This is a genomic window from Kitasatospora sp. NPDC056783, from assembly GCF_042789895.1.
Lineage (GTDB): Bacteria > Actinomycetota > Actinomycetes > Streptomycetales > Streptomycetaceae > Kitasatospora.
Genome location: NZ_JBHUAF010000133.1, coordinates 1 through 20,282 on the forward strand (window position 1 = coordinate 1; position 20,282 = coordinate 20,282).

19 protein-coding genes and 1 pseudogene are annotated in these 20,282 nt (G+C 74.8%); 12 read left to right on the top strand and 8 right to left on the bottom strand.

From position 1 onward, the window contains the following. Positions 1–78 precede the first annotated feature (78 nt). Both ACFRMQ_RS20075 and mscL read right to left on the bottom strand, forming a co-directional pair. Positions 79–885, bottom strand: coding sequence for a DUF6643 family protein (locus tag ACFRMQ_RS20075; protein WP_380731837.1), 807 nt, complete (start codon positions 883–885; stop codon positions 79–81). Between the two features lie 435 nt (positions 886–1,320). Further along, positions 1,321–1,767, bottom strand: a complete 447-nt coding sequence (mscL, locus tag ACFRMQ_RS20080; protein WP_380731838.1) for a large conductance mechanosensitive channel protein MscL — start codon at positions 1,765–1,767, stop codon at positions 1,321–1,323. A gap of 457 nt (positions 1,768–2,224) precedes the next feature. Between mscL and ACFRMQ_RS20085 the strand changes: the two genes are divergently transcribed. Both ACFRMQ_RS20085 and ACFRMQ_RS20090 read left to right on the top strand, forming a co-directional pair. Then, positions 2,225–3,424, top strand: a complete 1,200-nt coding sequence (locus ACFRMQ_RS20085; RefSeq protein ID WP_380731839.1) for a glycosyltransferase family 4 protein — start codon at positions 2,225–2,227, stop codon at positions 3,422–3,424. A gap of 130 nt (positions 3,425–3,554) precedes the next feature. Continuing rightward, positions 3,555–4,247, top strand: a complete 693-nt coding sequence (locus ACFRMQ_RS20090; protein ID WP_380731840.1) for a thiol:disulfide interchange protein DsbA/DsbL — start codon at positions 3,555–3,557, stop codon at positions 4,245–4,247. A gap of 85 nt (positions 4,248–4,332) precedes the next feature. Here the strand turns inward: ACFRMQ_RS20090 and ACFRMQ_RS20095 are convergent. Both ACFRMQ_RS20095 and ACFRMQ_RS20100 read right to left on the bottom strand, forming a co-directional pair. Continuing rightward, positions 4,333–4,869: pseudogene (locus ACFRMQ_RS20095) on the bottom strand (methyltransferase domain-containing protein); the annotation flags it as partial. Continuing rightward, entirely contained in the window at positions 4,839–5,987 is a 1,149-nt protein-coding gene (locus tag ACFRMQ_RS20100; protein WP_380731841.1) for a glycosyltransferase, read from the bottom strand. The pseudogene ACFRMQ_RS20095 and the gene ACFRMQ_RS20100, both read right to left, overlap by 31 nt. Positions 5,988–6,044: 57 nt before the next feature. On the opposite strand from ACFRMQ_RS20100, the gene ACFRMQ_RS20105 reads away from it, so the two are divergent. Then, the gene (locus ACFRMQ_RS20105; protein ID WP_380731842.1) at positions 6,045–6,815 is read left to right on the top strand and encodes a glutamate racemase; all 771 of its coding nucleotides are present in this window, start codon (positions 6,045–6,047) and stop codon (positions 6,813–6,815) included. Between the two features lie 307 nt (positions 6,816–7,122). Here ACFRMQ_RS20105 and ACFRMQ_RS20110 read toward each other — a convergent pair whose 3' ends face one another. Next, entirely contained in the window at positions 7,123–8,208 is a 1,086-nt protein-coding gene (locus ACFRMQ_RS20110) for a polysaccharide deacetylase family protein (protein ID WP_380731843.1), read from the bottom strand. 431 nt (positions 8,209–8,639) lie between these two features. Between ACFRMQ_RS20110 and ACFRMQ_RS20115 the strand changes: the two genes are divergently transcribed. The 3 genes from ACFRMQ_RS20115 (at position 8,640) to ACFRMQ_RS20125 (ending at position 10,349) form a co-directional block, all read left to right on the top strand. Next, positions 8,640–8,912 carry a hypothetical protein gene (locus ACFRMQ_RS20115; protein ID WP_380731844.1) on the top strand — a complete coding sequence of 91 codons (273 nt, stop codon included), beginning with the start codon at positions 8,640–8,642 and terminating at the stop codon, positions 8,910–8,912. Between the two features lie 377 nt (positions 8,913–9,289). Then, a complete protein-coding gene (locus ACFRMQ_RS20120; RefSeq protein WP_380731845.1) occupies positions 9,290–9,850 on the top strand; it encodes a sugar transferase in 561 nt (186 codons plus the stop codon). Positions 9,851–9,860: 10 nt separating this feature from the next. Then, complete coding sequence (locus tag ACFRMQ_RS20125; RefSeq protein WP_380731846.1) at positions 9,861–10,349, top strand: NUDIX domain-containing protein; 489 nt, start codon at positions 9,861–9,863, stop codon at positions 10,347–10,349. A 125-nt stretch (positions 10,350–10,474) separates the two neighbouring features. Here the strand turns inward: ACFRMQ_RS20125 and ACFRMQ_RS20130 are convergent, their stop codons facing one another. After that, entirely contained in the window at positions 10,475–11,014 is a 540-nt protein-coding gene (locus tag ACFRMQ_RS20130; protein WP_380731847.1) for a PTS-dependent dihydroxyacetone kinase phosphotransferase subunit DhaM, read from the bottom strand. A gap of 336 nt (positions 11,015–11,350) precedes the next feature. Between ACFRMQ_RS20130 and ACFRMQ_RS20135 the strand changes: the two genes are divergently transcribed. From ACFRMQ_RS20135 to ACFRMQ_RS20150, 4 genes are all read left to right on the top strand, one after another. Beyond that, a complete protein-coding gene (locus ACFRMQ_RS20135) occupies positions 11,351–11,614 on the top strand; it encodes a DUF397 domain-containing protein (RefSeq protein WP_380731848.1) in 264 nt (87 codons plus the stop codon). A 744-nt stretch (positions 11,615–12,358) separates the two neighbouring features. Beyond that, complete coding sequence (locus tag ACFRMQ_RS20140; protein WP_380731849.1) at positions 12,359–12,853, top strand: hypothetical protein; 495 nt, start codon at positions 12,359–12,361, stop codon at positions 12,851–12,853. 102 nt (positions 12,854–12,955) lie between these two features. Next, complete coding sequence (locus ACFRMQ_RS20145) at positions 12,956–13,039, top strand: putative leader peptide (RefSeq protein ID WP_350526312.1); 84 nt, start codon at positions 12,956–12,958, stop codon at positions 13,037–13,039. A 168-nt stretch (positions 13,040–13,207) separates the two neighbouring features. After that, positions 13,208–14,587 carry an acyl-CoA dehydrogenase family protein gene (locus tag ACFRMQ_RS20150; RefSeq protein WP_380731850.1) on the top strand — a complete coding sequence of 460 codons (1,380 nt, stop codon included), beginning with the start codon at positions 13,208–13,210 and terminating at the stop codon, positions 14,585–14,587. Positions 14,588–14,607: 20 nt separating this feature from the next. Here the strand turns inward: ACFRMQ_RS20150 and ACFRMQ_RS20155 are convergent, their stop codons facing one another. Next, positions 14,608–15,600 (bottom strand): aminoglycoside phosphotransferase family protein, encoded by a 993-nt coding sequence (locus tag ACFRMQ_RS20155; RefSeq protein ID WP_380731855.1) that lies wholly within the window; start codon positions 15,598–15,600, stop codon positions 14,608–14,610. A 771-nt stretch (positions 15,601–16,371) separates the two neighbouring features. Between ACFRMQ_RS20155 and ACFRMQ_RS20160 the strand changes: the two genes are divergently transcribed. Further along, positions 16,372–17,853 carry a hypothetical protein gene (locus ACFRMQ_RS20160; RefSeq protein ID WP_380731851.1) on the top strand — a complete coding sequence of 494 codons (1,482 nt, stop codon included), beginning with the start codon at positions 16,372–16,374 and terminating at the stop codon, positions 17,851–17,853. A gap of 45 nt (positions 17,854–17,898) precedes the next feature. On the opposite strand, the gene ACFRMQ_RS20165 is transcribed toward ACFRMQ_RS20160, so the two are convergent. Next, complete coding sequence (locus tag ACFRMQ_RS20165; RefSeq protein ID WP_380731853.1) at positions 17,899–18,432, bottom strand: hypothetical protein; 534 nt, start codon at positions 18,430–18,432, stop codon at positions 17,899–17,901. Positions 18,433–18,721: 289 nt separating this feature from the next. Between ACFRMQ_RS20165 and ACFRMQ_RS20170 the strand changes: the two genes are divergently transcribed. After that, on the top strand, positions 18,722–20,233 hold the full coding sequence (locus ACFRMQ_RS20170; protein WP_380731854.1) for a HEAT repeat domain-containing protein: 1,512 nt from the start codon (positions 18,722–18,724) through the stop codon (positions 20,231–20,233). Positions 20,234–20,282 lie beyond the last annotated feature (49 nt).

A 20,282-nucleotide genomic window follows, 5' to 3' on the forward strand; every position in this document is an offset into this window, starting at 1 on the left:
GCGTACGGGGGGCGCCGGGTGGTGCTCAGGTGGTGCGGGTGCGGGCCGCGTGGGGGCCGGCCTCGGTGTGTCGGTGGTTCAGTAGCCCTGGCCCTGCGACTGGTAGCCGCCGTTGCCGGGGCCCGCCGCGTTGAAGGAGCCGGCGCCGGGCTCGGCGTACGGGCCGGGCCGCTGCGGCTGCATCGGGCGGACCGGCGCGACCGGCGCCATGGCGGGGCGCAGCTGGGCGCCGCCGAGGGACTGGTCGCCGGCCTGTCCGGGGAACCCGGGGCCGCCGGCGGTCGGGCCGCCGAAGGACTGGGGGCCGCCGAAGCCCTGCGGACCGGCGGGCTGGCCCTGGCCGAAACCGCCCGGGTTGCCGGCCGGCTGCGCGCCGAAGGTCTGCGGGCCGCCGCCCTGGGCGCCGATGAAGGTGTTCTGGCCGCCGAAGCTCTGGCCGCCGGTCGGCTGGTAGCCGCCGCTGGCGGTCTGGGTGAAGCCGGGGGCGCCGGCCTGGGGTCGCTGGTACGGCTGGGGGGCGCCGTAACCGGGGACCGGCGGCTGCGGGGCGGCGTACGCCGGCGCGGGCTGCGCGGGGATGTACGCCGTGGCGGGGCCGGCGGAGGGGCCGCTGCTCGGGCCGGGGCCCAGGGCGAGGCGGGCGGGCGGCAGCGCGGGGAGGTTGCTGCCGGCATTTTCGTACCCGTTGCCGTAGCGGTTCTCGTAGGACTGGCCGAGGCCGGATCCGTAACCGGACGACAGGGCCGGCGGCAGGGCGGCCGGCACGTTGATGGGCGCGATCTGGGGGACGCCGCGCTCAGCCACGAGGCTGTCGTAGATCGGCGTGCCGGAGGAGAAGGACGGAGAGGGGTAGCCGACTCCGTCGTAGGAGCGGGGCGAGGTCATGGGGCATACGGTAAGCCCACAACGAGCCTGCTGAGGAGAGCGGGAGGGGGAGCAGTTCGACTGTTTACACAGTCTTCGCTCGCACAAAGGTTTCGAAAGTAGGAAAGGCGGACATTCCGGAGTCCGGTTCCGGACAACCTTGGCGGGCCGTCAGTGATCGAACAGAGCACGGACGGAGGCCCCGGAAGGCCATGTGGTGACTGGCCGGTACACGGTCAGGGGTCCGGTGGAGAAACTTTTTCCGACGACGGCGTGCGCGGGCGCGTTCGAGCCCCCGCCGAGGATGCGACGGGGGCTCGTGAATGTTTGGGGAATAAAGTTCCCGTCAGCTCGCCGGGCGTCCGGTCCAAGCCATGACCTGCGTCGTCGTCCGGCGCCGTCGACCCGTGTATCGCCCCTGGTCGTCGTCGCGCACCGTGGTCCGGCGCCCGGGGGTCAGCGCGCCGGCAGCGCCTGGGCCTGCGCGGGTACGGCCGGCTTGCCGACCTCGGAGGTGCAGAACGAGCACCGGGTCGCGGCGGCCGGGATGGAGCTCAGGCACTCGGGGCAGTCCACCTTCGCGGCCGGTTCGGGTGTGGCCGATTCGAAGCGCCGCTGGAGCCTGCCGACCGGCAGCACCACGACGAAGTAGATGACGGCGGCGGTCAGCACGAAGCCGATGAGCGCGTTGACGAAGACGCCGTACGGGAACCGGGTGCCGGCCACGTCGAAGGTCTTCTGGGTGAAGTCGCCCACGGCGCCGGAGGCGACCCCGACCAGCGGGGTGAGGAAGGCGGTGACGAACCCGGTGACGACGGCGGTGAAGGCCGCGCCGATCACGATGCCGACCGCGAGGTCCACCACGTTTCCGCGCAGCAGGAAGCTGCGGAATCCCTTGAGCACCGGGTGACTCCAAATCCGTACGGGGATGGGGGAGATGGGGCGGCACGGCGGGCGCCGCCCCGGCCCGACATCCTGCCGACCGGTCCGGCCCGAGGTCCAACCGCGTTCACCCGATCCGGGGAACCGACCCGGCACCCCGTGCCGACCGGCCAAGGCGGGCGGGGGCGCTCCGCGTACCGGCCTTTCGGCGCTCGAACACCGGGCCGGCTCCGGGGGCCAACCGAACGGCGTGGACCGGCATTTGACGTGGGCATGTGCCGGCTCCCGGCGGCGGCTCCCCGGCGCGACGGGGCGGACCGGAGCGCGGCAGGGGGCGAGACGGGGCGCGCGGTGGTCGCAACCGGCGCACGACGGAGGCCCCGTGGCGCACATCGGGTGTACAAGTACGGGCGGATGGGCCACCATCAGGTTGCGCGAAGGGGATGTACCGGGCGGAGCACTGTGCCAAGGTCGGTCCATGCCCGACCATTTGTCGGCCGATCCGGCCGGAAACCGTCCGCGTGTCCTGCATCTGATCAGTGACTCACGCCGTGGCGGCGCACAGAACTTCGCCCGTGACCTCCACCGGGAACTGAACCGCCGAGGTCAGTCCTCCGCGTTGTGCGCCCTGGCCCCGCACCCGGCCGTCCAGCCCGGCCCCACCGACACGGGCCCGGATTCCGCAGGTCGGGGCCCCGCGGCCCTGGGCGCGGCCGACCCCTCGGACGCCTCCGGTCTGCGCTCCGCCGCCGTGCTCGGCCCCGGCCGTCTGCGCCCGAGTACGCTCCGGGCGCTGCGATCCGCCGCCCGCGCCGCCGACGTGGTGCTCGCCCACGGCTCGGACACCCTGGCCGCCTGCGCCCTCGCGCTCGCGGGGACCGGTACACCCTTCGTCTACGTCTCGGTCGGCCACCCGCGCTACTGGACCGCCAACCGGCTGCGCCGGGTGCGCGGCGGCGCGCTGATGCACCGCGCGGCCGCCGTCACCACGCTCACCGACGAGGCGCGCGCCGTCCTGGAGGAGCAGTTCCGGCTGCCCGAGGGCAAGGTGCACGTGATCTCCAACTCCCGTGCCGCCGAGAGCTATCCGCCGGCCGACGGCCGGGACGACCGGCGGGCCGCGCGGCACGAGCTGGGCCTGCCGGCGGATGTGCTGCTGGTCGCCTGGATCGGGGCGATAGCTCCGGAGAAGCGCCTCGACCTCGCCCTCGACGTGCTCGACCGGCTGCCGGACGTCCGGCTCGCCATCGCCGGGGACGGCCCGCTGCGCGAGACGCTGGCGCGCCATCCGGCCGCCGCCCGCGCCCACTTCCTCGGCCCGTTGCCCGACCCGGCCCCGCTCTACCGGGCCGCCGACGCGCTGCTGCTCACCAGCGACAGCGAGGGCGTTCCGGGCGCGCTGATCGAGGCGGCGCTGGCCGGGGTGCCCGCCGTGGCCACCGACGTCGGCTGGGTGCGCGAGGTGGTCCGGGACGGAGCCACCGGTGCGCTGGTCGCCCCCGGGGACCCGCTCGCCCTCGCCGAGGCGCTGGGCAAGGTGCTGGCGGTCAACCGGGCGGGCCTCGGCGCGGCGGCCCGGGCGCACGCGCTGGAGCACTTCGAACTGGGCGCCGTCGTGGACGCCTGGCAACGACTCGTCGCCGAGGTGTGGACGGCGGGCGCGGAGGCCGCCCGCTGACCACACCGCCCGCCGCCCCGACCCACCCCGCTCCGTCCCGGTTCGCCCCGATCCGTCCGGGTGGCCCGGTTGCGCCGTTCGGGCGAATCCGGCCTGCCGCGCCCTCGAGACCGGTCTGTAGCCGACCGTCATGAGCACACTGCCCGGTGTGAATCCGAAGTCGCTGCTGCGCTCCACAGTCCTGCTCACCATCGCCGCGGGGATCGCCGTGTCCCCTGTCCAGGCCGGCGCGAAGACCCACCAAACCCCCGTCGAGGGCGTCCAGTTCGTCAAGCTCGACCATCCGCAACCGGTGACCGAGAGCACCCGCACGGAGGCGGTCGAGTTCTTCTGGTACGACTGCGTCCACTCCCAGGCGCTCGAACAGCCCCTGCGCTCCTGGGCCGGGAGGCACAACGCCGATGTGACGCTGCGCCGCATCCCGGCGATCTGGCCCGGCGGCGCGAGCGAGGATGCGCAGCGCGGCCACGCGCGCCTGTACTACACGCTGGAGCAGCTCGGCCAGGTCGACCGCCTCCAGGCCGACGTGTTCCGCGCCGTGCGCAACGACCGGATCGACCTCACCACCGAGACGGCCGCGACCGGTTGGGCCGCGCGCCACGGCGTCGACGCCCGGCTCTTCGGCGAGACGTACCGCTCCGCCACCGTGCGGCAGTCGGTCGACGAGGCGGCCGCCGCCTTCATGCGCTATGGCATCGAGGAACTGCCGACGGTCGTCGTCGAGGGCGAGTACCGCACCTCGCCGACCAAGGCCGGCGGGGTCGAGCAGATGCCCGGGGTGCTCGACCACCTGGTGCGGCAGGAGCAGGCGAAGGGGCACTGAAGCCCCGCGCCCGAGGCCGAGTTGCACGTGTTCGACACCGGGCACGTCGCCCTGGAGGGGAAGTCGCCCGAAGCAGTCGGCCGCCGGGTGCCAGGAGTTCGCCGGCCGCGGCGAGCGTCGGCAGCAGGCCGCCGAAGGCGTGGGTGGCGCCGACGCACAGCACCGGACCGAAGGGCTCCGGCGCGGTGAACTCCTGTACGTCCAGATGGTGCAGGCCGATCCGGCGGACCACGCTGAGCGCCGTCGCGCTCTCCCGGGCCCGGGCCAGAGCCGCCGAGTCCAGGCCCACGCCCACCGCCCGCCGGTCCGGCCGGGCGGCCGGCGCCCGGAGCAGCCAGGCGCCCTCGCCGCAGCCGAGGTCCACGGCCCGGCCGCTCGCCGCTCCGGCCGTCGCGCGGTCCAGCGGACGGGCCACCGACTCGTCCGCCGGCGGGGCCGCGATCGGGTGGTGGGCATGGGCGGGACGGGAGATCTGCTGACGGCCCACCCGAGCAGTATGGGTCCGGGCGGCGCGTCGCGGCGCGCGTTTCCCGGGCCGGGCCGGGCCGGGGTTCAGGGTCAGGGGTCCGGGGTCCGGGGTCCGGGGTCCGCTCAGGCCCGGGAGTAGGTCCGGCCCTTCCACGCGGCACCCCGGCCGCGCCAGTGCTGCACCGCCGAGTCCACCGTCATCAGCAGGTACAGCCCCGCCGTGAACGGCAGCAGCAGCACGGCCGGGACCGGCTGCCCGTAGTACCGGACCATCGGCAGGTAGGTGCCCGCCATCAGCGCCCACGCCGCCCCGCCCGCGACCGCCACCGCCGGCGCCCCCGCCACCAGCCCGGCCGCCGTCGCCACCGGCGGCACCAGGTACACCAGCGCCAGCCCCAGCACCGTCCCGAGCAGCAGCGGCGGCGAGTGCCTGAGCTGGGCGTACGCGCTGCGCGACACCATCCGCCACAACTGCTCCAGCCCCGGGTACGGGCGGACGCTGTCCACGTCGTCGGCGAGGCCCAGCCAGGTCCGGCCGCCGGTGGACTTCACCGCCCGGGCCAGCGACACGTCGTCGATCACCGCGCCGCGGATCGCGGCCACCCCGCCGGCCCGCTCCAGCGCGTCGCGCCGCACCAGCGAACAGCCGCCGGCCGCGGCCGCCGTACGGGCACCGGGGCGATTGCTCCGGCGGAACGGGTACAGCTGGGCGAAGAAGTACACGAAGGCCGGCACGATCAGCCGCTCCCAGCGGGTCTTCACCCGAAGCCGGGCCATCTGCGACACCAGGTCCAGCCCGTTGCCCTCGGCGGCGGCCACCAGCTCGGCCAGCGAGTCCGGGCCGTGCGCGATGTCGGCGTCCGTCAGCAGCAGGTAGTCGGCGTCCGGACCGGCCAGCTCCACGCCGTGCCGCAGCGCCCACAGCTTGCCGGTCCAGCCCGGTGGCAGCGGGGGAGGGGTGGTGACGGTCAGCTCCAGGCCGCCGATCGTCCTCAGCTCCGCCGCCAACGCGCCGGTGCCGTCCGAGCTGTGGTCGTCCACCAGGATCACCCGGGCCCGTCCCGGGTACTTCTGGGCGAGCAGCGTCGGCAGGCTCATCGGGAGCACCGACGCCTCGTCCCGGGCCGGCACCACGATCGCCACCTGCGGCCAGTGGACCGGCGGGCGGCGCGGCGGCAGCCGGACGTCGGTGCGCCAGAACAGGCCGTGGCAGCACGCCAGCCAGAGCCAGACCAGCAGGGAGGACGCGGTGATCCACAGCAGGACGGTCACTCCGGCAGTCTGCCGCAGAACGGGGCCCGGCGGGGGAATCGACTAAAGTCTTGACCTGTGAAGATCGCACTGATGGACTCCGGAATCGGTCTGCTGGCCGCCGCCGCCGCCCTTCGGAAGCTGCGCCCGGACGTGGATCTGGTGCTCTCTTCCAACCCGGCCTCGATGCCGTGGGGGCCGCGTACGCCCGAAGAGGTGACCGAGCTGGCCCTCGGCTGCTGCCGGGCCGCCGCCGCGCTCGAACCCGACGCGCTGGTGATCGCCTGCAACACCGCCTCCGTCCACGCGCTCGCCACGCTGCGGGCCGAACTGGAGCCCGGGCTGCCCGTGATCGGTACCGTCCCGGCGATCAAGCCCGCCGCCGCGCAGGGCGGCCGGGTCGCCATCTGGGCCACCCCGGCCACCACCGGGAGCGCCTACCAGCGCGGGCTCATCCGTGACTTCGGCGGCTCGGCGGAGGTCACCGAGGTCGCGTGCCCGGGCCTCGCGGACGCGGTCGAGCACGGCGACGACGAGGCCGTCACGGCCGCCATCGCCGACGCCGCCTCCCGCACGCCGGCCGGTACGGACACCATCGTGCTGGGCTGCACCCACTACGAACTCGTCGACGACCGCATCCGCGCCGCCGTCGCCCCGACCGCCTCCCCGGCGCTCACCCTGCGCGGCTCCGCCGACGCCGTCGCCGCCCAGGCCCTGCGCCGCGTCGCCGACCCCGGCCGAACGGGCAACGGCACCCTCACCGTTCTCCACGCCGGCGCCCCCGCCCACCTCCCGGCGGTCGCCGCCCTCTACCCCCAGGGCAACACCCTGGCGACCCTCATCGGCTGACGCCGCCCGAGGCGACACCGCGCGGGAAGTCGGCCTGCCCGACTTCTCACGAGCGGGCCGCGCGGCAGGCCCCGTGGCCTGCTCGGCCGCCATGAGTCTATGCGCGTAGATTCGTGGCTGGTTCGCTTCGGTGCGGATGGGAGGCCGAGCGGGTCCGTCCGGAGGGCCCCGCCGTGATTCCGGGGCTCGTGTGCGACGGCTGTGCGGCCGGCTCGCGGGGCCGTTCCCGGTGCCCGCCCGACGACCCACGCGCGCGGGAAGTCGGTGGAGTCGACTTCCCGCGCGACCGGGACAACGGCTCCTCCCGCTACGCGACGGCCTGGCGGCGCCAGCGGCGGTAGGCGGGTTCGAGGCCCGAGAGGATGGTGTCGAAGCGGCGGGTGCTGGTGGTGGAGTCGACCTGGAGGCGGCTGATCTGGAGGGGGTGGGAGGGGAGCCGGGGGCCCAGGCGGTGGTCGGAGAGGAAGCCGAGGCGGTAACCGAGTTCCTGGAGGACGGCCTCGGCCCGGACGTCGTGGCCGCCGTCCGGGTAGGCGAAGGCGATCGGGGGTTCACCCAGCCAGCGGGTGAGGGCCTCGTGGGCGCCGGTGATCTCGGCGCGCACGGTGTCGTCGTCGCAGCGCCCGAGGCACGGATGCCCCTGGGTGTGGTTGCCGATGGCGACGCCCCCGTCCCGCAGGGCGAGCAGGTCGGCCGGGGTGAGCTGTTCCTGGCGGGGCGGCCGGCGGTCGGCGCTGACCCGCAGCTCGTGCAGGCTGCGCCGGCGGTCCGGGTCCGGCATGGCCTTGAGCCGGTGGAGCAGCTGGGACGGGTGCCCGCAGTCGAGCGAGCGGGCCCGGCCCCCGTGCCGGGCGAGGAAGTCGGCCTCGTGCCACCAGAACGGTCGCTCGGTGCCGATGAGCTCCGAGATGACGAACGCGGTGGCCGGAATGCCCCGGGCGTCGAGGGCCGGCAGGGCGTCGGTCAGCACGCTCCGGTCGGCGTCGTCGAAGGTGACCAGGACGCTCCGGGGCGGCAGCGGCCGCCGCTCGGCCACGGCCTGGAGGACCGCGTCGAGCGAGACGGGCGTGGCGAGCCGTTGGAGCCGGTCGAGCTGGGCGCCGAAGGAGCGGTGGTCGGTCACCCCGTGGTACGCGAGCACGGCGAGCCGCTGGGCCGCCCGGGCCCGGAACAGCGGCTGGACGGGGGCGAACCGCAGCCATTCGCCCCGAGCGTCCTGCTGTTCCGTTTCGACGGCTGCCCGGTGACGGCCCCCGCCGTACCAGTCGAGGCCGTCCCGGTGGCCGCCGGGCGGGCCGCCCGGCGGCCGGCCGATGCCGTGCAGACGGTCGACGAGCCGGCCGATGTCCTGCCCGCCCGCCGGCCACCCTGCGGGCGGCGGCAGCGCGCGCATGCCGGGCATCGGCCGGGCGCGGGCCTTGAAGATGGATGTACTGGACTGGGACTGCGGCACGGTTCCCCCTCGTTCGCCGAGCGGCGTGGCGGTACCGCCGGAGGACGGAGCCCGGCCTCCGACTCCAGGGGTGGAGGCTCCGCCCCTGGATATTCCTGTTCTCGGTGGGGGGTCACACCCGTCCCTCGAACGGCTCCTGGATCACTCAATGCCATTGAGACCGTTGCACTCAGTGGATGGTTGTACCGGGGGGACGAGGATTTTTCGTGGACTGATTGTGGAGCCGGAATGCTTGTGTGGAGGCCTCGGACACACATCGGGTCGGCTCCGGCCGGCCCTCTGACCAGCCCGGACCGCCCGATCGCACGGCGTGTTCGAACCTTCACTCCGTGCGGGCTGCCGCCCGGGTCGCGCCGGGGTACCTTGGGCTCATGGCAGATGCGGACCGTGACCCCTTCCACCTCCACGGGGCCTCCCGGATGGCGCGCGCGTGCAGCGGTGGGGCCCTGGTCACCCACCAGCTCCCGCTGACCGTGGTGGGCCTGGCCTGCCTGGCGCTCGGCATCGTCGTGGCCGTGTTCGTGCCGGACAGTGACGGTCCGGCCTGGGCGATGGCGGTGGCCGGCTGCCTGGCCGCCGGCGTCCTGCTGCTCGGCCGGATCGCCTTCGGCCTGTTCCGCGACCGGCGCCGCGCGGCGCTCTGACGACGACGGCATCCGGCCGCACGCGGGCCCCGCGCCCGCGCCCGGGGCACCCACGCGAACCACGTACTCGGCCGCCGCGTCCCCGCCGACCGGGCCGGCCGTCCCGAACGCGGATGCGGGCCGTCCGGAGCACGGCCTCCGACCGGACGCCCGCCCGACTCGATGCGTCGATCGTCTTCGGCATTCCGAAACGGCCAATCGAGCGAAATTGGTCAGACCGACTGAATATCGTCCAGTCCGACAATCGCATGCCCTCTTCTTTCACCATTCCGGGACGGGAGCTTCATCCCACCCCTACTGTGAATGCGTTCTTCCGGCTCGAATCGTCGCGGAGGGGGAGCGGTGGGCGGCAGACCGGATCGCGCCGAGGCCGCCTCATGAGACGCGGTGGAGACCTCGCCGTCGCCGCCCTGGCCGCGATCGTCGCCCTGCCGCTGGCCCTGCTGATCGCGCTCCTGCTCCGCTGCACCACCGGCGGACCCGTCCTCCAGCGGCTGACCCGGACCGGCCGGTACGGCCGCGAGTTCCAGATCCTCCGCTTCCGGACCGGCGGCGACGGTCGGTTCGCCGCCCTGCTGCGTCGCACCGGCCTGGACGAGCTGCCGCGGCTGTGGAACGTGGCACGCGGGGAGATGGGGGTGATCGGACCCCGGCCGGCCGGCCCCGACCAGGTGATGCGTTACTCCGGCCGCGAGCGCGGCCGGCTCGCGGTACGGCCCGGCCTCACCGGCTGGGCCCAGCTGCACGCCCTGAGCCGCGGCCGGAGCCCCCGCCCGCTCAGCCGTCCCGAGTGGGCCGAACTCGACCTCTGGTACGTCGAGCACCGTTCGCTCCGGCTCGACCTGCGCATCCTCGGGCTCACCGTGCTCGCCGCACTGCCCGGCCGTGACCCCGGCGCCGGCCGGGTGCGCCGGGTCGGCCCGCAACCGCCCCGATAGGCTGCGGCCCATGGCCATTCCCCCCTTCCTCGCCGAACTCCGCGCCGTCGTGGGCACCCGTCCGCTCTGGCTGAGCGCCGTCGTCGCCGTCGTGCTGGACGACCGGGGCCGGGTACTGCTCGCCCGCCGGGCGGACGACGGCCGGTGGGCGCCGGTCGGCGGCATCCTCGACCCCGGTGAGCAGCCCGCCGACGGCGTGGTGCGCGAGTGCGAGGAGGAGACCGGGGTGGTGGCCGTGCCCGAGCTGCTCGCCTCCGTCACGGTCTCGCCGCAGGTCACGTACCCGAACGGGGACGTGACGCAGTACCTGGTGCTGACCTTCCGCTGCCGCGCGGTCGGCGGCGAGGCCCGGGTGAACGACGACGAGTCGCTGGAGGTCGGCTGGTTCGGGCTGGACCAGCTGCCGCCGATGACCGACACCGAGCTCGAGCGGCTGCGCCACGCGCTGGAGTGCGAGGGCCCGGCGGTCTTCACCTGGGAGGGCAAGGAGCGCTGCTGAACCCACCGCATCGCTGAACCCACCGCATCGCTGAACCCACCTGGGGCACCCGCCGCGCCGCGCGCCCTTCCTGGGGCCCGCACGCCCTGTCGCGCGCCCCCGCCCGGCAGGCCGCGCCGGAGGGATCAGCCCTTGTACTGCCGGTAGGCCTCCTCCGCCGCGTCCAGCACCGCCGCGAGGTCGCCGCCCGCCGTGGCGGTCGCGGCGGCGGCCACCGCCCCCTCCACGAACGGGGCGTTGGCGAACCGGACCGGGAACGGCAGGCCGTGCTCTTCCGCGTCGGACAGCAGCGCGCGGACGGTGGTGACCGCCCCGCCCAGGTCCGCGAGCAGCACCACGCCGTGGCCCTGGTCCACCCGGCGGGTCGCGGCGGCCACCAGGACGGCGCTGATGCCGGGTCCGTCCGGCAGGTCGCCGCCGGTCGCCGCGACCGGCGCGGGGGAGCCGGATCCGGTCAGTGCGAGCGCGAGCGAGCGTACGGCGGTGGCCAGTTCCCGGCTGTGCGAGACCAGGACGATCCCGACCCGTCCGTGTGCGGTCGGCCGAGCGGCGGTCGGCCGGGGCAACGGGGCGGGCGAGGGTGGCGTACGGGGTGCCGGGGGGTGGGCCGAGGGGGCGTCGGAGATGGGGATGACGTCGGCGCGGGTGTCGTCCCGGCGGCTCATCGGCTGCTCCCTTGAGCGGATCGGCGACATGGGGTCGGTGGATCGGGCGGATCGGGTGGACGAAGCGGCCCGGAGGTCCGGCGGGGTGGTCGGGCGGCGGGACCGGGCACCGTACGCGGCGGAGCGGCGGGCCGGGTGGAGCGGGGCCGGCGGAGGCTCCCGGGCACCCTGGCAGCACTCTGGCAGTTGGCCGCCGCCCCCGCCGGTCGGGACACGCCTCGACCCGTCCTCGGGTGGTCTCCGGCCGCGGCCGGAGGAGTCCTCGTCAACCCGCTGACCGGGCACGGGCGGTGTGGCTAGGCTGGCCCCGGAACACCGTCGGGAGGAGATCGGTCAGTGGGATCAAACAGCGGGACGGACACGGAGGCCGCCGCGGCGCAGCCGGAGCTGGCGCGCAACGGCAAGCCCAAGGTGGACTTCACCGGGGCGGAGTGGCTGTGCAGCAGCCAGGGCGTCGGGGACGTGCAGATCGCCTTCGTGGACGGCTACATCGGGATGCGGGACGGCCGTCAGGAGAACGGCCCCGTCCTGGTCTTCACCCCGGCCGAGTGGCGGGCTTTCGTGCTCGGCGCCCGGGACGGTGAGTTCGACCTCACCTGAGGTCCGCCGGGGGCCCTCGCGGGGCCTCTCGTCGCGGTAGCGGGTCCCGGACCGAGGGGGCCCGCTCCGCGGACGATCTTTCGAGTCCGAACATCACAACTGATGATCCATTGAGCGCGCCACGTCAGAATTTCTGTTGACTGTTAGACAAACGCAGCTCAGAGTATGAGCACAGGCAGACGCCGTGCCCACCGCCCCCACGCGGCCAGACACGGCGCCTGCTGTGCGGCCCGGCAAGCTGCCAGGCCATCCTCCCAGTCATCCCCTGCGCACCGGGGTGCGTCGGCCGGTCCCGGCCCCCACAAGGGGCCGGCAGTCGCCGGGAGGGTGGTGCCGAAGCCGAGAGCGACTCGGCGGCGGCACCGAACGCTCGGGACCCGCACGCCCCCACGCGGCGGCGTCCCGAGCAGATCCACGGGAGCGACGGGCCGGGGCCCCGCGGATCTGGCTTGTGGTGCATGGAAATGTTGGCTTGTGTGTTCGTGCTGTGTGCGACGACGAAGCTGGGTGCTCGGCAGTTCGGCACGACAAGTGCACAGTGAGGGAAACGCGTGTAGGGCCGCGTTTGCGACATGCCGTCCCCCCGGAGGGTGAAACCCAGAACGGCTGTCGTGCAGAACCGAACGTAGCCCGGACGGTTGCTCAGAGTCAACATTGGTCTCTGAGCGTCGATCTCCCGACCGTCCTCCGACGGTGCCCGACCCACCTCGCGAGCGTGGTGTGCCGGGCACGTACGATGGTCCCATGTCTTTTCTCCGCCGTCGCTCCGGACAGCCCGCCGGCCCGGACTTCGACGTGCTCGCGATGGACCCGGGCGACTGGCCCGGTGACTTCGGTGCGGCCATGATGACCGGTCCGGACGGCTCCTGCCAGGGCATTTTCCTGCGCTACGACCTGTTCGGCGGCAGAGGCCCGGCGATGTTCATCGGCAACCTCCCCGACGGTTCGCCCGCCCGGGAGACCGGCGACGAGGTGCCCTTCGAGGTGCGGCAGCTGCTCGCGGCGCTGGAGAACGACGAGCCGGTCGACTTCGTCTCGGCCGAGGACTTCCCGGTGATGCTCGGGGACGACCTGCTGATCGTGAAGAAGGTCAAGGTCAGCGAGGAACGCGTGTTCTGTTCCCAGTTCGGCCGCAGCGACGGCGTGCTGGTCACCATCGCGTCCTGGGACCGACCGGTTTCGGACGACCTGTACCAGCTGCTCAAGCCGCTCCCGGCGGACATGTTCCAGCAGGGCTGATTCCGGCCGGGTGGACCGTCCCGCCCGGACCGGCGGGGCCGCCCTGTTCGGGGTTCGGGCGCTGCTTGACGGTATCGATCAACGGTTCGTACAGTCGCGGACATGCCGTGCCGTCTTCCGTTGCTGACCCGTCGCAGGCACCTGGATCTGCGGCGCACCGCCAGCGCGGCGTGTCCGGGCCGCTGAGGGGGACATCCGTCCCCGGCGGTGGGCGTCCGGCCGGATCCGGCCGGCGCCGACACCAGGGGGCGGGGCCTTGAGCCGACCTCCGGGGCCGCCGCTCGGTACCGCGCGCCCGTACGGCGTGCCGCCCGCATCCGTCGAGCCCACGCTGCCGCCCGGAGGCATCGCATCATGACGACCCGCGCCGCCAATCGTTCGACCGTCGACCGTCCGTCCGAGGACCTCTCGCTCGACGGCCACCCCGCCGGGGACCGCTCCGCCGCGAGCGCTTCCGCCGGGAAGGCCGCCACCGGGCGCCGTTCCCGGACCGTTCCGTCGCGGGCGAGTTCCGGCCATCCCGAGTCCGCCGGTCCGCCGCCCGCCGACTCCACCGGCCCCGTGGGTCCCGACCGCGCCGCGATCGCGACCGCGCTGGCCGGACTGCCCCGGGTGGTCGACCTGCTGGCCGCCCGAGCCGAGGAGCACGACCGCGACGCGACCTTCCCGTACCAGGGGATCGAGGCCGTCCACGAGGCCGGACTGCTGACCCTCACCGTCTCCGAGCGGTACGGCGGCCCGGGCGGAACGCTCGCCGACACCGTCCGGGTGCTGGCCCAACTCGGCCGCGGGGACGCCTCGGTGGCCGTGGTCACCGCCTTCACCCTGCTCCGGCACGCCGAACAGGCCCGCCGCGCCGACTGGCCGACGGCCGGCTACCGGCGGCTGCTCACCGAGTCCCGGCGCGGCCCGGCGCTGGTCAACACGCTGCGGGCGGAGCCCGGCGCCGGAGCGGGCGAGCAGCCCGGGACGGTGGCCCGGCGGGACGGCGAGGGCTGGCTGTTGACGGGCCGCAAGACGTACTGCACCGGTGCCGAGGCGCTCGCCTGGATGGCGGTGACCGCCCGGACCGACGAGGAGGAGCCCCGGATCGGCACCTTCCTGGTCCGCGGCGAGAGCGAGGGCCTGGAGATCGACCCGACCTGGGACCAGCTCGGACTGCGGGCCAGCGCCAGCCACGACGTCGTGCTGGACCGGGTCCGGGTGCCGGACGAGCTCGCGCTCGGCCTGGCGCCCGTCGGCCGGACGGCCCGTCAGGACGTGGACGCGGCTGACGGACTCTCCGTCGCCTGGCACGATCTGGCCCTCTCCGCCGTGGCGATCGGCGTCGCCCGGGCCGCCGAGGCCTGGCTGATCCGCTTCCTCAACCAGCGCACCCCGGCCAACCTGACCGAGCCGCTCGGCACCCTGCCCCGCTACCGGACCGCCCTCGGCGAGATCGAGGCCCAGCTGATCGGTGCCGAGGAACTGGTCGAGGGGCTGGCCCCCCGGGTGGACCGGGGGGAGCCGGAGGCCGTCGCCCGGACCGGCCCGGCCCACCTGCTGGCCACCCGGGCCGCGACGGCGGTGGTCCAGCAGGCCGTCGCCCTCACCGGCAACCCCGGCCTGAGCCGGCGTCACCCGCTGGAGCGCTACCTGCGGGACGTGCTCAGCAGCCGGGTGCACCTGGCCCCCGAGGAGACCGTGCTGGAGGCCGCCGGCCGGGCCGCCCTGGGGCGGGGCGCCCGGCCGTAGTGCCTCGGCGTGGCCCGGGGTCAGCGCGTCCCGACCGCGGCGCGGACGGCCCGGCGGGCGAGGGCCGCGTCGTCGTAGAGCCGGCGGATCATGATCCGCTGCTCCTCGCCGGCGCCCGGCACGTCGTACAGCCGGATCTCGCGCATCAGCACCAGCACCAGGTTCACCAGGAAGGCGTCCCGGGCCAGGGTGCCGCCGCTCTGGGCGAGTTGGCTGATCTGACGGCGCGCCGCGGTGTCCCCGGACAGGACGCTCCAGAGCACCGCCAGGTCGTACCCGGGCAGGTACCAGCCGGCCTGCTCCCAGTCGACCAGCACCGGGCCGGACGGCGCCAGCAGCATGTTGCTGAGCAGGGCGTCGCCGTGGCAGAGCTGGAACGGGGTGCTGCCGAGGCCGTGCAGCAGGCCGCGCAGGTCGCCGGCGTCCCGGTCGGTGAGCTGGCCCACCGAGTGGTAGCGGGCGATCTCCAACTGGTAGTCCAGGCGTGGCCGGAAGACGTCGGCCGGCGGCCGCCACAGGTTCAGGGTGCGGACCGCGGTGAGCAGCGCCCGCACCTCGCCCGGGGTGGGCGCGTTGACCGGGTGGCGCTCACGGGCGGCCGGGCGCCCGGGGACGCGCTCCATGACCAGGACGCACCGGTCGTGGTCGGCCGCGACCAGCCGGGGCAGCCGCACCGGCGGACGGTGCCGGACGAACGCCCGGTAGACCGCCACCTCGTGGTGGAAATCGGCCACCAACTGCTCGAAGTACTCACTCCGCACCGCCTGCGGCGCCAGGCACTTGGCGACCACCGGAGCCCGTCCGATGGTGCCCGCCACCAGGATGTGGCGGCTGCCCTCACGCAGGACCTGGCGCGGGGTGAACGCGGGACATATCCGCGAGACGCCGGCGAGCGCGGCCCGGACCGCCGGGGTCTGGAGCGCGGAGGGATCGATCCGCTCCGGGCCCCCGCCGGGCTGGCCGGGCCTCCGGGCCCGCAGCACCTGGCCGTCGGCCTGTCGGGCCAGCGGCATCCGGCCGGCGCCAGGCAGGCCGCTCTCGGGGGCGCGCAGTCCCAGCGCGGTGCGGCCGGTCGGGCCCAGCGCGGTACGGCCGGTGGGGCCGAGCGCGGTACGGCCGGTCGGGACGACCCGGGTGTCCGTGGCCCGGCCCTCGGCGCCGCGTGGGGCCGCCGGCCGTAGCACCGGGGGCACCGGCTTGGGGCCCGGGCGGCCGGTGGCTGCGGTGGGGGGGCGCAGCGCGGGGCGGCCCGCGGTGGGCGTGGGGGTCGTCGCTGAGGAGTACATGGGCTGAGGGTGGTCCCTTCCGGTCCGTCGGCGGGTGCTGCCCCGCGGGGGCGGGGGAGGGCCGGTGCCGTGTGCTTCCTGGCGTGACGGCGGCCCTGCGGGTGGTGCGGTACGGCTCGTGGTGCGGCGTGACGGGTGGTGCGCGGGCGCCGGGCACGGACGCGGGGTCAGGAACCCCTGTTCGACGGTGCTCCGGCCGTCCGCATCCTGGGGAACGCGGTCGGCCGGACTGCCGTGGCCGTGCCCGGCGCCCCCGCGCCACCCGGCCGCGCCACCCCCTCGGGTGAGGACCGGGAGCGCCCCGTGCCACCGTCGGGGGACAGCCCCGACGCTGGTGGGACGCCGCCCGACCCGGGGGGCGAGGTGGCGCACCCCTACAACACACCCGTCGGGCACTGGCTTAGTAGTCTGGCGGGCCCTGGCGAACGGTGGCGAATGCTCGCCCGGCACTTGCCGGAGCCTCTAGCCTCGGATCAGCCGAGGAACCTGGGGGCTTCGTTGAGCAGGGAACCCAACACCCGACTGGCCGACCTGTTCGTCCTGACCGGATGGTCGAAGGGCGAGCTGGCGCGGCTGGTCAACCGTCGGGGTGCCGCGTTGGGGCAGCAGCAGTTGTCCACCGACACGTCGAGGGTACGGCGTTGGATCGAGCAGGGGGAGATCCCGCGCGATCCGGTGCCGAGGGTGCTGGCGGCCGTGTTCACGGAGCGGCTCGGCCGTGTCGTCACCACTGAGGACCTCGGTCTGGAACGACACCGGCCCACCAGGTCCGGAGCGGACGCGTCCGCAGCAGTGCCATGGTCGCCGGATCGAACAGCCGCGGTCCTCACCGAGTTCACGGGAATGGACCTCATGCTGAACCGACGTGGATTGGTGGGCGCAGGAGCCGCGCTCACGGCCGGAGCGGTCATCGCCGACTCGCTGAAGGGCTGGCTGAGCGGGGACGCGGTCGCGTACGCGGCCTCCGTCCCGGGGCCGCGACAGGTGGTCGCCGGGAGCGGGCTGCACCCGGCGGTGGACGTGTACGACGCGGGCCCGGTCGGGTCCGACGAGGTGGAGTCGCTGGAGCACTCGGTGGAGGTGTTCAGAGCCTGGGACGCGGCCCGCGGCGGGGGCTTGCAGCGCAAGGCGGTGGTCGGTCAACTGAACGAGGTGGGAGGCTTGTTGACGCACCACCACGCTCCCGCCGCGGAGCAGCGGCTGTGGCTGGTCGCGGCGAACCTGGCGGTGCTGGCGGGCTGGATGTCGCACGACGTGGGCCTGGAGCCCACCGCCCAGAAGTACTTCATGATCGCGGCCGACGCGGCCAAGGAGGCGGGCGACCGGCCGCGGGCCGGCGAGGCGATCTCCCGGGCGGCGCGGCAGATGGTGCACCTGGGCCGGGCCGACGACGCGCTCGACCTGATGGCGGCGGCCAAGGCGACCGGAGGGCGGCCGATGCCCAGGACGCGCGCCATGCTGAACACCGTCGAGGCGTGGGCGCACGCCTCGGTCGGGCACTCCGAGGACACCTACCGGTTGCTCGGGGAGGCCGAGGACCTGTTCGCCGAGGAGTCGCCGGAGCCGCCGCCGTCCTGGATGCAGGTGTTCGACGAGGCCGAACTGCGCGGCATGCAGGCCCTGGTGCTGCGCACGCTGGCCGAGCACGACCCGCGGGCGGCCGCCCGGTCCTGCGGGCACGCGGAGCGGGTGATCACCTTGCGGGAGGGGACCGGGCAGCTGCGCTCCGCGCTGTTCGACCGGATCACCCTGGCCTCGGTGCACCTGATGGCCGGTGAACCGGACGCGGCGCGGTTCCAGGCGAAGATGGTGATGAACCTGATCGGTCAGAACTCCTCGCACCGGACGTGGGACCGGCTGCGGGAGATGTACCGGCTGACCGCGCGGTACCGGGGGTTGCCGGCGGTGGACGAACTGCGGGAGGAGCTGGGCCTGGCGCTGCGGGCGGCGGATGCCAAGAACCGGCCGCGGCTGGCCTGACCGGGGCCGGCGGGGCTTCCGGCGGGCCGGTGCCGGGGCCGGGGCTCAGGCCGGCGGAGCCGGGCGGAGCAGCATGCGCAGCGCGGTGACGGTGCCGTCCGGGCCGAGGACGGGTTCGCCCGCGCACTCCACCCCGTCGTGCCGCCCGTCGGGTCGGCGGACCCGCAGGACGCCGGCGGCGGGGCGGCCGTGCACCAGGGCGTCGGTCATCATCCGCCGCAGCAGCGGCCGGTCCGCCTCGGGGAGGCGGTCGGGCAGCCGGTCGAGGCTGAGCGGGCCGTGGCACGGGTCGCACCCGAGGAGGAGGTAGGCCGCGGGACTCCAGTGGGCCCCGTCGGTCAGCAGGTCCCATTCGGCCGAGCCGGTCAGGCCGTCATCGGTCCCGTGGTGGTGGCCGTCGCCGAGGTAGCGGCCGGACGGCTCCTGCGCGGTGCCGTCCACTCTGCCGTCCGTTCCGTCGTCGGCGCCGCCCGTGCCCTCGCGGCCGCCCGCACCGCCGGGAGCGCCGACGCTCCCGCCCGCCCCGGTGCCGTCCACGACGGCTTCCGGCGGGCGGGTGGCGCCTAAGGGCATGATCATGGCGGGCCCATCGCTCGGATACGGCCCGCGGGTCTGCGGGTCGTTCGGACAGTGAGAAGACTGTCGCACAGCGTCGTCACCCCTGCGGGCGATTTGGACAGAACTCAGGCAAAGTTCCTCTGGCATATGCCACTGTGGCCGGACCCCTCATCGCCCTGTGGGCGGACGGGGTCCCGAAGCGGTAACCTTCGGTGATTCCGGCGCCCGGGCGCCCACCGCAGTACCGACCAGAGACCCCGGCGACGGAAATCCCGTTGCCACTACGACCGCCGCAACGGATGCTGACCTCATGTTCGAGCCAGTGATAGCACCCAGTGCCAGCCTCCTTGGCCTCCTTCAGCGAGGCCGTGGTGACGGGCAGCTCCATGCGCTGGCCGCCGACCGTGCCGAGGCCATCGCCGCGCTGGAGGAGTGCGTCACCAGGGACCCGCGAGCCGACTGGCAGGTCGAGAGCCGCTCCCTCTACTACGCGCGCATCTACATGGAGCTGGAAGCCCCCCTCGACGGCATCGAGGACCACCTCCACTCCGCCGAGGACCTGGTCACCGACGACGAGAGCCGCACCGGCCTCGCCCTCTCCGTCCTGGGCCACCTCGCCGCGTACGGCCGGCGCGACGCGCTGCTGATGCTGCGCGAGTACGCCGCCACCGGCGCCAACTGGTCCTGGGCCCTCGACGAGCTCGCCCTGCGCGACGACGACCGCGGCCTGCTGCTGCTCGGCACCGCGGTGCTGGACCACTTCGCGCCGGGCCCCGAGGGCGACGCCGAGCTGCGCGAGTTCATCCGCAACGCGTACGAGCCCAGGCCCTGGCGGCTGTGGGCCGCCTACCACCCCAGAGTGGCCGCGGCCAGCGAGCAGTCACCCTTCGACCTGTGGCAACGCCAGATCAACCGCAGCGGCGTCACCCCCGGCTGGTCCACCGACGACGTGCTGGCCTGGGCCGACCAGGGCGAGCTCGGCGGTCACGGCGTCGGCGCCTTCCTCGGCCGGCCCGACGCCCGCCCGGAGCCGGCCCGCGATCCCGAATCGCCGTCCGGCCCCGACGCGGTGGACCGCCGTGCGGCCGCGGCCGCACGCTGCCTGACCGCCGTGGTCCGGCCGGAGGACCGCCCGCTGCTGCTGGAAGCGGCGCGCGACGGACTGCCCGGCGCCCGCCGGGCCGCCCTGCGCTACCTGGTCGACCAGCGGGACCCGGCCGCCATCGAGCTGATCGAGGCCGCCGCCGCGGACGTGGACGACCGGATGGTCCGCTCAGCCCTGGAACTGCTCGGCCGGATGCGCGGCCCCGAGGTGCTGGTGCACGCCCGTCGCTGGGCCGACCCGGCCACCGGCGGCGCCGACAGCGCGCTCGGCGAGGCCGCCGTCCAGTTGCTCGCCGATGCCGGGGAGCCGGCCGACGGTCCGCTGGTGGTGGCCGGGCTGCGCCGCTGGGTCTCCGCGCGCGGGGTCAGCGGCGCGGGGATCGGGCCGCTGGTGGACGGTGCGGGGCGGCTGGCCGCCGCCGACGCCGTACCGGTCCTGCGCCACATCTACGGTGAGGCCGCCTGCTCCGAGCTGCGCGGACGCGCCGCCCGGGCGCTCGCCGTGACCGACGTGCACTTTCCGGAGGGGCCCGCCGTCGAGTGCCTCTGGGACTGCGAGGAGTCCACGCGTGAGCTCGCCGCGCGCCACGTCGCCACCACGGGCGACGCGCGTGTGCTGGAGCGGTTGCGCAGGCTCGCCGCCGACCCGGCCGAGGAGGCCGAGGTCCATGCCGCCGTACGCGGCCGGTTGACCGCAGCCCGGGAGATCGGGCGCTAGACACGGCCCAGACCCTGCCCGGGGTCCACGACGTTCAGTGGGCCGGGAC

What these genes read in the sequence shown, in the direction of transcription:
- ACFRMQ_RS20075 (WP_380731837.1), bottom strand. Translation starts at nt 885, where the DNA reads ATGACCTCGCCCCGCTCCTACGACGGAGTCGGCTACCCCTCTCCGTCC.
- ACFRMQ_RS20085 (WP_380731839.1), top strand. Translation starts at nt 2,225, where the DNA reads ATGCCCGACCATTTGTCGGCCGATCCGGCCGGAAACCGTCCGCGTGTC.
- ACFRMQ_RS20090 (WP_380731840.1), top strand. Translation starts at nt 3,555, where the DNA reads ATGAGCACACTGCCCGGTGTGAATCCGAAGTCGCTGCTGCGCTCCACA.
- ACFRMQ_RS20110 (WP_380731843.1), bottom strand. Translation starts at nt 8,208, where the DNA reads ATGCGCGCGCTGCCGCCGCCCGCAGGGTGGCCGGCGGGCGGGCAGGAC.
- ACFRMQ_RS20115 (WP_380731844.1), top strand. Translation starts at nt 8,640, where the DNA reads ATGGCAGATGCGGACCGTGACCCCTTCCACCTCCACGGGGCCTCCCGG.
- ACFRMQ_RS20120 (WP_380731845.1), top strand. Translation starts at nt 9,290, where the DNA reads ATGAGACGCGGTGGAGACCTCGCCGTCGCCGCCCTGGCCGCGATCGTC.
- ACFRMQ_RS20125 (WP_380731846.1), top strand. Translation starts at nt 9,861, where the DNA reads ATGGCCATTCCCCCCTTCCTCGCCGAACTCCGCGCCGTCGTGGGCACC.
- ACFRMQ_RS20130 (WP_380731847.1), bottom strand. Translation starts at nt 11,014, where the DNA reads ATGAGCCGCCGGGACGACACCCGCGCCGACGTCATCCCCATCTCCGAC.
- ACFRMQ_RS20140 (WP_380731849.1), top strand. Translation starts at nt 12,359, where the DNA reads ATGTCTTTTCTCCGCCGTCGCTCCGGACAGCCCGCCGGCCCGGACTTC.
- ACFRMQ_RS20145 (WP_350526312.1), top strand. Translation starts at nt 12,956, where the DNA reads ATGCCGTGCCGTCTTCCGTTGCTGACCCGTCGCAGGCACCTGGATCTG.
- ACFRMQ_RS20150 (WP_380731850.1), top strand. Translation starts at nt 13,208, where the DNA reads ATGACGACCCGCGCCGCCAATCGTTCGACCGTCGACCGTCCGTCCGAG.
- ACFRMQ_RS20155 (WP_380731855.1), bottom strand. Translation starts at nt 15,600, where the DNA reads ATGCCGCTGGCCCGACAGGCCGACGGCCAGGTGCTGCGGGCCCGGAGG.
- ACFRMQ_RS20165 (WP_380731853.1), bottom strand. Translation starts at nt 18,432, where the DNA reads ATGATCATGCCCTTAGGCGCCACCCGCCCGCCGGAAGCCGTCGTGGAC.
- ACFRMQ_RS20170 (WP_380731854.1), top strand. Translation starts at nt 18,722, where the DNA reads ATGTTCGAGCCAGTGATAGCACCCAGTGCCAGCCTCCTTGGCCTCCTT.